Below are 12,538 nucleotides of genomic sequence, written 5' to 3'. Positions count from 1 at the left end.
CCCCCAACCCAATAAAACAAAAAACCAATAACGGCGGGGCCAAAAAAAAAAAAAAAAACACCCCCCCCCCCCCCCCCCCCCGGGCCCGCCCCGCGGCCCCCCCCCCCGGTGCCGGGAGGGGTCCCGGTCAGTCGATGGCGCAGCCCGACGTGGCCGCCGGCAGCGGGGCCGGGACGCCGAGGGTCGGGATGCCGAGCATGACGCCCTGGGGCTGGGCCGGGGCGGCGTTGCGCTTCTCCCAGGCGTCGCCCGCGCGGGTGCGGCGCACGGCGGTGGTCGGGCCCTCGGCCAGCAGGTGGTGCGGGGCCGCGTAGGTGATCTCCACGGTCACCACGTCGCCCGGCCGGACCTCCTCGTCCGGCTTGGTGAAGTGGACCAGGCGGTTGTCGGGGGCGCGGCCCGACAGGCGGGCGGTGGCGCCGTCCTTGCGGCCCTCGCCCTCGGCGACCATGACCTCCAGGGTGCGGCCGACCTGCTTCTTGTTCTCCTCCCAGGAGATCTCCTCCTGGAGGGCGACCAGGCGCATGTAGCGGTCCTGGACGACCTCCTTGGGGATCTGCCCGTCCATCTCGGCGGCCGGGGTGCCGGGGCGCTTGGAGTACTGGAAGGTGAAGGCGCTGGCGAAGCGGGCCTCGCGCACCACGTGCATGGTCTGCTGGAAGTCCTCCTCCGTCTCGCCGGGGAAGCCCACGATGATGTCGGTGGAGATCGCGGCGTGCGGGATCGCGGCGCGGACCTTCTCGATGATCCCCAGGAAACGCTCCTGCCGGTAGGACCGGCGCATCGCCCGCAGGACCGGGTCGGAGCCGGACTGGAGCGGCATGTGCAGCTGCGGCATCACGTTCGGGGTCTCGGCCATGGCGGCGATGACGTCGTCGGTGAAGTCCTTGGGGTGCGGGGAGGTGAAGCGGACCCGCTCCAGGCCCTCGATCTGCCCGCAGGCGCGCAGCAGCTTGCTGAAGGCCTCGCGGTCGCCGAGGTCGCTGCCGTACGCGTTGACGTTCTGGCCGAGCAGGGTGATCTCCGAGACGCCCTCGGCGACCAGGGCCTCCACCTCGGCGAGGATGTCGCCGGGACGGCGGTCCTCCTCCTTGCCGCGCAGCGCCGGGACGATGCAGAAGGTGCAGGTGTTGTTGCAGCCGACCGAGATCGACACCCAGGCGGCGTACGCGGACTCGCGGCGGGTCGGCAGGGTGGAGGGGAAGGCCTCCAGGGACTCGGCGATCTCGATCTGGGCCTCCTCCTGCACGCGGGCGCGCTCCAGGAGGACGGGCAGCTTGCCGATGTTGTGCGTGCCGAAGACCACGTCGACCCACGGGGCCTTCTTGACGATGGTGTCGCGGTCCTTCTGGGCGAGGCAGCCGCCGACGGCGATCTGCATGCCGGGGCGCTTGGTCTTCATCGGGGCGAGCCGGCCGAGGTTGCCGTAGAGCTTGTTGTCGGCGTTCTCGCGCACCGCGCAGGTGTTGAAGACGACCACGTCGGCGTCCCCGTCGGAGCCCTCGGGGGCCCGTACGTAGCCGGCGTCCTCCAGCAGACCGGAGAGTCGCTCGGAGTCGTGCACGTTCATCTGGCACCCGTAGGTGCGCACCTCGTAAGTTCCCTTGGGGTCCACCACTGCCGGGCTCCGGTCGCTGCTGCTGGTCATGCGACAAGGGTAGGCGGTGCCGGGGCGCCCCCCGTCCCCCGTACGGCGGCGGCCGGGAGCGGGAGCCGGAGCGGCGGCTGCCGGACCGCGGCCGAGCGGCCGGCCCCTCCGGACCGGCGGGCCCCTCGGGACCGGCGGGCCCCTCGGGACCGGCGGGCCGTGACAGGACGGCCGGGTGGGTGGGAGGATCGCCGACATGCCCCTCGTACCACCCCGTGTCCGCCCGCGCCGCCTGCTCGTGGGGCTGGTCGCCGTGCTGGCCGTGCTCGGGGTGCTGCTGTGGTGGACGCGGCCGTTCGGGGAGCCCGCGCTCACGGGGCGGCTCACCTTCAGCACGGGCGTCCGTACGGGCGTCTACCACCGTTACGGACAGTTGCTGGAGCAGGCCCTCGCCCAGGACATGCCCGGGGTCAAGGTCCGGCTGGAGACCAGCGAGGGCTCGCAGCAGAACCTCCAGCGGGTGGCCTCCGGCGAGGCCGACTTCACCATCGCGACGGCGGACGCGGTCGCCAAGTACCGTGCCGACGGCAAGCCGGGCGCGGAGCAGCTGCGCGGGTGCGCGCGGCTCTACGACGACTACGTCCAGCTGGTCGTGCCCGCCGGTTCGCCGGTGCAGTCGGCCCGCGACCTGCGGGGCAAGCGGGTCGCGGTCGGCCAGGAGGGCTCCGGGGTGCGGCTGGTCTCGGAGCGGCTGCTGCGGGCGGCCAAGCTGGACCCCGCCCACGACATCACCCCCGTCGGCATAGGCATCGACACCATGCCGGAGGAGCTGCAGGCGGGGCGGATCGACGCCTTCTTCTGGTCGGGCGGCCTGCCGACGAACGCGGTGCGCGAGCTGTCGGAGCGCTTCGACATCCGGCTGGTCCAGCTGGGCGACCTGGTGGAGCAGCTCCAGGCCAGCGGCAGCCCGGCGCGGTACTACCGGGCGGCGGTGATGCCGCAGGACGCCTACGCGCGGGCCCGCAACACCTCGTCGGTGGCCACGCTGGCCGTACCGAACCTGCTGGTCACCAAGGAGGGCACGGACGCGCGGCTGACGGAGCGGTTCACCCGGACGGTGATCCTCAGCCGGGACCGGATCGGGCGCGAGGTGCACGCGGCGCAGCTGGTGGACCTGCGCACGGCGATCTACACCGACCCGCTGGACCTGCACGAGGGCGCCCGGCGGTACTACCGCTCCGTCAAGCCGTAGGGCACCGTCAGCCGGCGGAGGTCAGCATCATCGCGGCGGCCGCGGCGCCGATGAGCCCGGCGTGGGTGCCGAGGGCGGCGGGGACGACCCGGAGGCCCCGGACGAAGGACAGCGCGGCGTACGAGGCCAGGTGCCGCCGGACCGGCCCGAAGAGGGTCTCCCCGCTGGCGGCGACCCCGCCGCCGATCACCGCGATGTCGGTCTCGACCAGGGTCGCGGTGGCCGCGATGGCGGCGGCCAGGGCGCGCCCGGCCCGGTCGAAGGCGGCCAGCGCGACCGGGTCGCCCGCCGCGGCGGAGGCGGCGACGCCCGCCGCCGTCGGGTCGGGGCCGGTCCAGCCCTGGGCGAGGGCCCAGCGGGCGATGGCGGTGCCGGAGGCGAGGGATTCGACGCAGCCGCGGCCGCCGCAGACGCAGGGTTCGCCGTCGAAGGCCACGCTGATGTGGCCGATGTGACCGGCGTTGCCGGTGGGGCCCGCGTGGAGCCGGTTGTCCAGGATCAGCCCGCCCCCGACCCCGGTGGAGACCACCATGCACAGCGCGTTCGCGTGCCCCCGGGCCGCTCCGAGCCAGTGTTCCGCCGCCGTCATGGCCACCCCGTCGCCCGCCAGGACGACCGGGATCCGGGCCCCGCGGGCGCCCAGTTCGGCGGTGACCCGCTCCTGGACGGGGAAGTCGCGCCAGGCACCGATGTTGACCGGGCTGACCGTGCCCTTGGAGGTGTCGACGGGGCCGGCGCTGCCGATGCCGCAGCGGACGGCCCGCTCCCACAGCGGGTCCGCGGACAGGTCTGCGATCACGTCGGTGACCGCCGCCATGACCGCTTCCGGGTCCGTGCCGCGCGGGGTCGGGCGGCGGGTCGCCGCGGTCATCGTGCCGTCGGGGTGGACCAGCGCCCCGGCGATCTTCGTGCCCCCGATGTCGATCGCCACGGCCGGGCCGGCGGCCTCGGCCGCGGCGACGTCCGCCGCGGCCGCGCGCGGGATGGGGAAGGCTGAGGTGGGGGTGGTCACGGGGGCGCTCCTGAACTCCTGAAAGAGGTCGGTTTTTTCAGTATGCGGCCGGTGGCGCGGCCGTTCTCGCGCGGGGTTCACGCCGGGGGCGGCGCGCGCTCCCCGTTCCGGGCCGGGCGCCCGGGGGGCCGGCCCGGCACGGGGCCGACGCCGGGCCGGGCGCCGTTGGCGGCGGCGTCCCGGGCCGGGCGGCCGGGGGCCAGGCACGGGGTCCGGAGGCGGGTCGACTGGGCGGCGGCGTCCCTGGCCGGGCGGCCGGGGGCCAGGCACGGGGTCCGGCGCCGGGTCGGGTGGCGAAGGCGGGTCGAGTGCCGGTGGCGGCGCCGTCCCGGGCCGGGCTCTCGGGGCCAGGCAGGGGTCCCGGGGCAGGCAGGGGTCCGGCGCCGGGCCGGGTGCCGGAGGCGGGTCTGGTGCCGGTGCCGGCGTCCCGGGCCGGGCGGTCGGGGGCCGTGCACGGGGTCCGCCCCCGGGCCGGGTGCCGGAGGCGGGTCTGGTGCCGGTGGTGGCGTCCCGGGCCGGGCGGTCGGGTACCGGAGGCCCCGGGGGGGCACCGCGGCGGCCCGGTCACGCTGCGGCGGGTGCGGTGCCCGGGGGCGGTGCCGTGCACGGGCCCGCCCGGGGCCGCGGGCGGTGTTCCCGCCGCCGGCCCGCTGGCCGTACCGTACGCGGACGGAAGCGCGCGATCCGGCCCCGGTGGTCCGCGGCGGCGGACGGCCCCTCCGGTCCGGCGCACGGCCGGAACCGGCCTGCCGCTCGGTCCCCGGCAGCCTGTACGCGCGCCCGTACCGGACCGCGGCGGCCGCGGCGAGGACTCCCGGCCGCCGGAACGGCCGGAGCGCCCGGGCCACCCGCCGCCGGAATCCGGACGCGGGCCGCCGCGGGCCCTGTTGACGTCCGGCGGACCGGCCCGGCAGTTTGTGGGCGTCCGGCGAATCCCCCCTGAACTCCGGGACCCCTCATGGACCGCGCCGCCCGCCCCCGCACCCCGCGCTTCGGCGCGAACTACACCCCTACCCGGGGCTGGTTCCACCACTGGCTGGACTTCGACCTCGACGAGGTCCGGGCCGACCTCGACTCGGTCGCCGCGCTCGGTCTGGACCACGTACGCGTCTTCCCGCTGTGGCCCCTCTTCCAGCCGAACCGGACCCTGGTCCGGCCGCGCGCCGTCGAACAGCTCGTGGCGCTCGCCGACGCGGCCGCCGAGCGCGGGCTCGACGTGAACGTGGACGGCCTCCAGGGGCACCTGTCCAGCTTCGACTTCCTGCCCGCGTGGACCACCACCTGGCACCGGCGGGGCCTCTTCACCGATCCGGACGTGGTCGCCGCGCAGGAGGAGTACCTGCGCACCCTGGCCGCGGCCCTCGCCGACCGGCCGAACTTCCTCGGCATGACCGTCGGCAACGAGGTCAACCAGTTCTCCGACGCGCCCCACCCCGATCCCGACCGGATCACCGCCGCCCAGGCGCAGCACTGGCTGGAGCGGATGCTGGCCGCCTGCGAGAAGGGCGCGCCGGGCCGGTTCCACCTGCACGCCGAGTACGACGCCGTCTGGTACCGCGACGGGCACCCCTTCACCCCCGCGCAGGCGGCCCGGCTGGGTGCGGCCACCGCCGTGCACTCCTGGGTGTTCAACGGCACCGCGCAGCGCCACGGGCGCGCCGGGGCGGCCACCGAGCAGCACGCCGCGTACCTGATCGAGCTGTCCAAGGCCTGGGCCGAGGACCCCGACCGCCCGGTCTGGCTCCAGGAGGTCGGGGCGCCGGCGCCGCTGGTCCCGCCGGAGCACGCCGCGGAGTTCACGGAGGCCGCGCTGGCGGCGGCGCTCGACTGCCCCGGCCTGTGGGGGGTGACCTGGTGGTGCTCGCACGACGTGTCCCGGGACCTGGCGGACTTCCCGGAGCTGGAGTACGGGCTGGGCCTGCTCACCAACGACCGCCGCGCCAAGCCGGCCGGGGCCGCCGTCGCCCGGATCGCCGGGGCCTGGCGGGGACGGGAACACCGGCCGGCCGTACGGTCCACCGCGCTCGCCCTGGGCCCGGGTGCGCCCCGCTCGGCGTGCGCGCCGGGCGGGGCGTTCTTCGAGGCCTGGGCGGTCCTGGCGGGGCAGGGGGTACGCCCGGCGGTGGTACGGGCGGAGCACGTCGCGGACCCGGCCCGGCTGTCCTCACGCGGCATCACGGAGGTGCTCCGCGTCGAAGACGTCCGGTAGCCCGCCCCTGCCCCTGCGCCGCCACGCTTCACGCCGTCGCCCGGCCCCGTGCCGTCCCGCCCCGTGCCGCCCGAGCCCCGAGGAGCCCCGATGCCCGTGCCCGTGCCCGGAGACGGCCCCGATCCGCGGGCCCGTACCGCCGTCCCCTCGCCGCCGTCCCGCCGCGCCGTCCTGGCGCTGGGGGCCGGGGCCGGGACGGCCGCCGTCCTGCCGCCCGGTACGGCCCTCGCGCAGGCCGGCCCCGCACGGGAGGCCCCCGCGGGGGCCGCCACCGTGCGGGCCGCCCCCGCGCCGGAGCCCGGCGGCCTGGCCCCGTACGCCTCGTACTGGTTCCCCGACTCCCTCCCCGGAGGGACGCCCGGCCCGGGGGTCGTCTGGCGCTCCCTCAAGGAGTGGACACCGCAGGGGGATCCGGACCTGGCGCACAACACCGCGAGCGTCCCTCTGGCCCCACGCTTCACTCCGGTCCCGGCGAACGCCGACGCCCGTGCGGGCCGGGCCAGGATCGCCGCGCTCGTCTCCTTCGGGCCCACGGCCGCGAACCCCTCCCAGGGCTCGGCGACCGCCGACTTCTACGCCCTGACGCACTGGGCGTACCTCGACGAGCTGGTCTTCTGGGGCGGTTCGGCCGGGGAGGGCCTGGTCCTCGCGCCGAACGCGCCCGTGGTCGACGCCGCCCACCGCAACGGGGTCCCGGTCCTGGGCACCGTCTTCCTGCCCCCCGTCGCCTACGGCGGCGACCTGCGCTGGACCCGGGACCTGGTCCGGCGCGACCCCGACGGCCGCCACCCCGTCGCGGAGCAGCTGGCCGAGGTGGCGCGGGCGTACGGCTTCGACGGCTGGTTCGTCAACGCCGAGACGGACGGAGGGGACAGTGCGCTCGCCACCCTGATGCGGGGTTTCCTGCGCGCCCTGCGGGCCGCCGGGGAGCCGCACGGGCTGCGCATCACCTGGTACGACGCCATGAACAGTACGGGCGCGGTGGGCTGGCGGGGGGCGCTCGACGCGCTCAACCAGGAGTTCTTCGAGGACCGGACGGGCCGGGTCGCGGACACGATGTTCGTGGACTTCCGCTGGACGCCCGGGTCGCTGGCCGCCTCGGGAGCCCTGGCCGAGCGCCTCGGCCGCTCCCGGCACGAGCTGTGGGCGGCCGTGGACGTGGAGTCCCGGGGCTGGGACGCCGAGGTCCGGTGGGACGCGATCGTGCCGCGCGGGCGGGACCACGTGGTCAGCCTCGGGTTCTACCGGCCCGAGTGGACCCGCAACCACCTCGCCGACCGCTCCCCCGGCGCCTTCCACCGCGCCGACGACCGGTTCTGGACGGGCGAGTCCCTGGACCCGGCCCGCCCCGCACCCGGTGCCGTCTGGCGGGCCCCCGCCACGGCCGTCGCCGACCGGTCCACCGTCAGCGGGCTCCCGTTCGCCTGCTCCTTCAACACCGGGCACGGCCTGCGCTGGTACGACGGCGGCCGGGCCGTATCGGAGGAGCCCTGGAACCACCTCGGGCTCCAGGACCGGCTCCCGGGCCGCCGCTGGGTGGTGGACGGCGCGGAGCCGCGCCCGGAGGTGTCCCTGGACTTCGCGGACGCCTGGCGCGGCGGCTCCAGCCTGCTCGTGAGGGGCTCCCTCACCGCCCCCGCCGCCGTCGGCCTGCACGCGGTGCGGCTGCCGCTGACCGCTTCCACGGTCGCGGAGCTGGTCCACACCGGCGGCCCGGAGCCGGTGGACGTCGAGTTCGGCGTCGCCCCGCGCGAGCCGGCCGCCCCGGGCGGGCCGGTGCCCTACACCTGGCTGCGGGCCGGCCGGGCGGGCGGCGCCGGGGGCTGGCGGACCTCCCGGATACCCCTCGCGGCGCTGGCCGGGGAGACCGCGTACGCCCTTGCCGTACGGATCACCGCGCGCGGGAACTCCCCGGTGTCCTGGCGGCTCGGAGCCCTGTCGGTGCGCGACACCACCGCCGCCCGGCACCCGGCCCCGCCCTCGCACCTCGGGGTGGACGCCTCGGCCCGCCGGGGCGCGGAGGCCGAGCTCCGGCTGTCCTGGCGCCGGGCTCCCGGGCCGGTCCGGCACTACGAGCTGTACCGGCGCCTGCCGGACGGCACCCGCCGCTTCCTGGCCGGAACCTGCGGTACGGCCCTGTACCTGCCCCGCCTGGCCCCCGCCGCCGGGGAGCGGGCGGCCGCCTTCGAGCTGCGGGCGGTGGACGAGACGTACGCGGTCTCCGCGGCGGCCCACGCCGGTTTCCGGTGGTGAGGGGTCAGTCGGCGCCAGGGTCGGTGCGCGGCACCGCCACGGTCACGCGCAGCCCGTGCGGCGGGTTCTTGGCGTAGGAGAGCGTGCCGCCGCCGGTGGCGAGCAGGGCGCGGGAGATCGACAGGCCCAGCCCGGAGCCCTTGACGTTCTGGTGGCGGCCGCTGCGCCAGAAGCGGTCGCCGACGCGCAGCAGCTCCTCCTCGGTCAGGCCGGGCCCCCGGTCGGCGACGACGACGAGGGCGCTGGAGCCCTCCGCGGAGACGGAGACCTCGACCTCCTCGCCGGCCGGGGTGAACTTCAGGGCGTTGTCGATGACCGCGTCGAGGGCGCTGGACAGGGCGATGGGGTCGGCCCAGCCGGTGACGGCGGAGCGGCCCGTCTCGGTGAGCCGCACGCCCTTCTCCTCGGCGTACGGACGCCAGGAGGCCACCCGCTCGGCGGCGAGGGCGCCGATGTCGGTGAGGCTGATCTCGGCGGAGGCGTGCTCGGCGAGCGCCAGGTCGAGGAGGTCGTCGAGGACCTGGGCGAGGCGTTTGCCCTCGGTGCGCACGGAAGCGATCTCCTCGTTGCCCTCGGGGAGTTCGAGGGCGAGGAGCTCGATCCGCAGGAGCAGCGCGGCGAGCGGGTTGCGCAGCTGGTGGGAGGCGTCCGCCACGAACGCCCGCTGCTGCTCCAGTACCTCTTCGACGTTGTCGGCCATCTCATTGAACGAGCGGGCCAGGCGTCTGAGTTCCGGGGGGCCGCTCGCGGCCGCGACGCGGGAGTTCATGCGGCCGGTGGCGATGCCGTGGGCGGCGGCGTCCAGGGTCCGGACCGGCTTGAGCACCCAGCCGGTCAGGCGCAGGGCGGCGCCGAAGGCGGCCAGCATGGCGGCGGCGAGCCCGGCGGCGATGAGCAGCCAGCCGTGCAGGATCCGGGCGCGCATCTGGTCGGTGGGGGATTCGGTGGCGACGACGGCGACGACGTCGCCGTCGAGGACGACCGGGGAGACGACGAGCAGCTTCCCGTGGACCTGCCAGGGCCAGACCTGTCCGGGGTCGTGGCTGCGGCGTCCGGCGAGGGCTTCCTCGAAGGAGCGCCGGGCCTCGTCGGAGTCGGGCAGCTGCCACCAGCCGGGGGCGCGGACCATGGCGTTGTCGTCGCGGTAGAAGATGCCGACGCGGATGCCGTACAGCTCGTGGTAGCGGGCGAGTTCGAGCTGGAGGGTGTCGCGCCGCTCGTCGGCGCCGGTGGCCCCGGAGCCCTCGGCGTCGATGACGAACTGGGCGAGGGCGGCGAAGCGGGCGCTGTCGTCGATCCGGTCGACCACCACCTTCTGCTGCTGGGCGGCGGCGAGGCTGACGGCGAGCGGGAACCCGAGGGCGAGCAGCACGCCCGCCATCAGGACGACGAGGAGCGGGAGCAGGCGGGCGCGCACGGCGGGGCCCCGCTAGGGGGCGGCCGGGGTGACGAGCCGGTAGCCCACCCCGCGGACGGTCTCGATGAGGGCGGGCATGCCGAGCTTGGAGCGCAGGGAGGCGACGTGGACCTCCAGGGTGCGTCCGGTCCCCTCCCAGCTGGTGCGCCAGACCTCGCTGATGATCTGCTCGCGGCGGAAGACGACGCCGGGGCGCTGCGCGAGCAGGGCCAGGAGGTCGAATTCCTTGCGGGTGAGGGGGACGTCGGTGCCGTTCACGGTGACGCGGCGGGTGGGCAGCTCGACGGCGACCGGCCCGAGCCGGACCGTGCCGGGATCACCGGGCGGGCCACCGGTGATGGTGGTGTCGTCGGAGGTGCCGGTGCGGCGGGCGACGGCGTGGATGCGGGCGAGGAGTTCGCCGGTGTCGTACGGCTTGACCACGTAGTCGTCGGCGCCCATGTTCAGGCCGTGGATGCGGGAGCGGACGTCGCCGCGGGCGGTCACCATGATCACGGGGGTGCTGGTGCGCTTGCGGATCTTGCCGCAGACCTCGTAGCCGTCCTGGTCGGGCAGGCCGAGGTCCAGCAGGATCACCCCGTAGGGGGAGCCCGGGGGCTGGGCCCCTGCGGGCAGCAGGGCCTGGAGGGCCTCCTCGCCGTTGCGGGCGTGGGTGACCTGGAAGCCGTGCCGGGCGAGGATCGCGGACAGGGCGGCGGCGACGTGGTCGTCGTCCTCGACGAGCAGCAGTCTCATGGTCGTCCCCCTCTCCTTCTCTCGCTCTTCGTCTTCCGTTCGGGCGGCCCCCACGCAGGGGCCACCATGCATCCACGCCGATGGAGAGTCCCACGTCAAGAGGGTTCCGGCCCGGCGAGTCTTCCGTTATGCACCCGGTACGCGTACATCGTGCACCCATGGGCGCAGCGCACGGAGCGTATCGGCGCGAGGCCTTATCGTTATGCTCAATTCTCGCTCAGATGTGATGACGCTGTGCGCGCCGCGTCACTACTGTCCTGCCAACCGACGGAGGACGGAGCAAGAAGCCGATGAGCGGAGTATCAGTGGCCAAGGACGCGCAGGACGCGGCGGGCGCCGCGGACGGCCTGGTCGTACTGAGCAACGTCAACAAGCACTTCGGCGCGCTGCACGTGCTTCAGGACATCGATCTGAGCATCGCCCGCGGCGAGGTCGTCGTGGTGATCGGTCCTTCGGGCTCGGGCAAGTCGACGCTGTGCCGGACCATCAACCGGCTGGAGACCATCGACTCGGGGACCATCACGGTCGACGGGAAGCAACTGCCCTCCGAGGGGCGGGAACTGGCCCGGTTGCGCGCCGACGTGGGCATGGTCTTCCAGTCGTTCAACCTGTTCGCGCACAAGACGGTGCTGCAGAACGTGATGCTCGGTCAGATCAAGGTCCGCAAGACGGACCAGGCGGCCGCGGCGGAGAAGGCGCAGTCGCTGCTGGACCGGGTGGGCGTCGGCTCCCAGGCAGACAAGTACCCGGCGCAGCTGTCCGGCGGCCAGCAGCAGCGCGTGGCCATCGCCCGGGCGCTGGCGATGGACCCGAAGGTGATGCTCTTCGACGAGCCGACCTCGGCCCTCGACCCGGAGATGATCAACGAGGTGCTGGAGGTCATGCAGCAGCTCGCCCGCGACGGGATGACGATGGTGGTCGTCACGCACGAGATGGGCTTCGCCCGCTCCGCGGCGAACCGGGTCGTCTTCATGGCCGACGGGAAGATCGTCGAACAGGCGGCTCCCGAGCAGTTCTTCAGCAACCCGAAGAGCGACCGTGCCAAGGACTTCCTGTCCAAGATCCTGCACCACTGACGCCCGCGTCTGGTAGTGATCCGGTCGACGGCACCCGCCGTCGCACACGACGTGTCCAGCTCGTCGTTCAACAACGTCTCACCTGAGGGAAGTTCACCATGAAGGTTCTCAAGGCCGGCGCGGCAGTGGCCACGGCCGTCGTCCTCGCGCTGACGGCGACCGCCTGTGGCGGGGGCGACAAGAAGGACGGCGCCGGCGACACGGGCGCCTCCGGCGGCACCAAGTCGGACAAGATCGCCATCGGCATCAAGTTCGACCAGCCGGGCCTGGGCCTGAAGACCCCCGACGGCAAGTTCGAGGGCTTCGACGTCGACGTGGCCACGTACGTCGCCAAGGAGCTCGGCTACCAGCCGGACCAGATCGAGTGGAAGCAGGCGGTCAGCGCCGAGCGCGAGAACCTGATCTCCAACGGCGACGTCAAGTTCATCGCCGCGACGTACTCGATCAACGACAAGCGCAAGGCGAAGGTCGACTTCGCGGGCCCGTACTTCCTGGCCCACCAGGACCTGCTGGTCCGCGCCGACGACAGCTCGATCACCAAGGTCGAGGACCTCAACAAGAAGAAGCTCTGCTCCGTCACGGGATCGACCTCGGCGCAGAACGTCAAGAAGGACCTGGCCCCCGAAGCCGACCTCCAGCAGCTCCCCGGCTACTCCGAGTGCCTGACCGGTCTGGAGAACAAGGCCGTCGACGCGCTGACCACGGACGACTCGATCCTCGCCGGCTACGCCGCGCAGGAGAAGAACAAGGGCAAGTTCAAGCTCGTCGGCCTGAAGATGAGCAACGAGAACTACGGCATCGGTCTGAAGAAGGGCGACAAGGAGCTCCAGACCAAGATCAACACCGCGCTCAAGAAGATGGTCGCGGACGGCAGCTGGGACGCGGCCGTGAAGAAGAACCTCGGCCCGGCCAACTACAAGAACGAGCCTGCCCCGCAGATCACCGAAGGCAGCTGATTTCCCGGTGAGGCGCGCCGCCGCCCGCCCGTCCGCGGGC

9 protein-coding genes are annotated in these 12,538 nt (G+C 74.4%); 5 read left to right on the top strand and 4 right to left on the bottom strand.

Annotated elements, in window-relative coordinates; translation table 11 throughout:
* Positions 1-127: 127 nt before the first annotated feature.
* Positions 128-1,648 (bottom strand): tRNA (N6-isopentenyl adenosine(37)-C2)-methylthiotransferase MiaB, encoded by a 1,521-nt coding sequence (miaB, locus tag WDV06_RS33450; protein WP_395513580.1) that lies wholly within the window; start codon positions 1,646-1,648, stop codon positions 128-130.
* 196 nt (positions 1,649-1,844) lie between these two features.
* Between miaB and WDV06_RS33445 the strand changes: the two genes are divergently transcribed.
* A complete protein-coding gene (locus tag WDV06_RS33445) occupies positions 1,845-2,840 on the top strand; it encodes a TAXI family TRAP transporter solute-binding subunit (RefSeq protein WP_395513579.1) in 996 nt (331 codons plus the stop codon).
* Positions 2,841-2,847: 7 nt separating this feature from the next.
* Here WDV06_RS33445 and WDV06_RS33440 read toward each other — a convergent pair whose 3' ends face one another.
* Complete coding sequence (locus WDV06_RS33440) at positions 2,848-3,771, bottom strand: ROK family protein (RefSeq protein WP_395513581.1); 924 nt, start codon at positions 3,769-3,771, stop codon at positions 2,848-2,850.
* Positions 3,772-4,810: 1,039 nt separating this feature from the next.
* On the opposite strand from WDV06_RS33440, the gene WDV06_RS33435 reads away from it, so the two are divergent.
* Together WDV06_RS33435 and WDV06_RS33430 are read left to right on the top strand one after the other, a co-directional pair.
* Positions 4,811-6,061 carry a glycoside hydrolase 5 family protein gene (locus WDV06_RS33435; RefSeq protein WP_395513578.1) on the top strand — a complete coding sequence of 417 codons (1,251 nt, stop codon included), beginning with the start codon at positions 4,811-4,813 and terminating at the stop codon, positions 6,059-6,061.
* 90 nt (positions 6,062-6,151) lie between these two features.
* Entirely contained in the window at positions 6,152-8,314 is a 2,163-nt protein-coding gene (locus WDV06_RS33430; RefSeq protein WP_395513577.1) for an endo-beta-N-acetylglucosaminidase, read from the top strand.
* A 4-nt stretch (positions 8,315-8,318) separates the two neighbouring features.
* On the opposite strand, the gene WDV06_RS33425 is transcribed toward WDV06_RS33430, so the two are convergent.
* On the bottom strand, positions 8,319-9,731 hold the full coding sequence (locus WDV06_RS33425) for a sensor histidine kinase (RefSeq protein ID WP_395513576.1): 1,413 nt from the start codon (positions 9,729-9,731) through the stop codon (positions 8,319-8,321).
* Positions 9,732-9,743: 12 nt separating this feature from the next.
* On the bottom strand, positions 9,744-10,466 hold the full coding sequence (locus WDV06_RS33420) for a response regulator transcription factor (RefSeq protein WP_395513575.1): 723 nt from the start codon (positions 10,464-10,466) through the stop codon (positions 9,744-9,746).
* Positions 10,467-10,756: 290 nt separating this feature from the next.
* Between WDV06_RS33420 and WDV06_RS33415 the strand changes: the two genes are divergently transcribed.
* Positions 10,757-11,542, top strand: coding sequence for an amino acid ABC transporter ATP-binding protein (locus WDV06_RS33415; RefSeq protein WP_395513574.1), 786 nt, complete (start codon positions 10,757-10,759; stop codon positions 11,540-11,542).
* Between the two features lie 98 nt (positions 11,543-11,640).
* A complete protein-coding gene (locus tag WDV06_RS33410) occupies positions 11,641-12,498 on the top strand; it encodes a glutamate ABC transporter substrate-binding protein (RefSeq protein WP_395513573.1) in 858 nt (285 codons plus the stop codon).
* Positions 12,499-12,538: the final 40 nt, after the last annotated feature.

The sequence above is a fragment of the Streptomyces racemochromogenes genome, assembly GCF_044129415.1.
GTDB classification, from domain to species: Bacteria; Actinomycetota; Actinomycetes; order Streptomycetales; family Streptomycetaceae; genus Streptomyces; species Streptomyces racemochromogenes_A.
This window is presented reverse-complemented; position numbering and strand designations above follow the sequence as displayed.

What these genes read in the sequence shown, in the direction of transcription:
- miaB (WP_395513580.1), bottom strand. Translation starts at nt 1,648, where the DNA reads ATGACCAGCAGCAGCGACCGGAGCCCGGCAGTGGTGGACCCCAAGGGA.
- WDV06_RS33445 (WP_395513579.1), top strand. Translation starts at nt 1,845, where the DNA reads ATGCCCCTCGTACCACCCCGTGTCCGCCCGCGCCGCCTGCTCGTGGGG.
- WDV06_RS33435 (WP_395513578.1), top strand. Translation starts at nt 4,811, where the DNA reads ATGGACCGCGCCGCCCGCCCCCGCACCCCGCGCTTCGGCGCGAACTAC.
- WDV06_RS33430 (WP_395513577.1), top strand. Translation starts at nt 6,152, where the DNA reads ATGCCCGTGCCCGTGCCCGGAGACGGCCCCGATCCGCGGGCCCGTACC.
- WDV06_RS33420 (WP_395513575.1), bottom strand. Translation starts at nt 10,466, where the DNA reads ATGAGACTGCTGCTCGTCGAGGACGACGACCACGTCGCCGCCGCCCTG.
- WDV06_RS33415 (WP_395513574.1), top strand. Translation starts at nt 10,757, where the DNA reads ATGAGCGGAGTATCAGTGGCCAAGGACGCGCAGGACGCGGCGGGCGCC.
- WDV06_RS33410 (WP_395513573.1), top strand. Translation starts at nt 11,641, where the DNA reads ATGAAGGTTCTCAAGGCCGGCGCGGCAGTGGCCACGGCCGTCGTCCTC.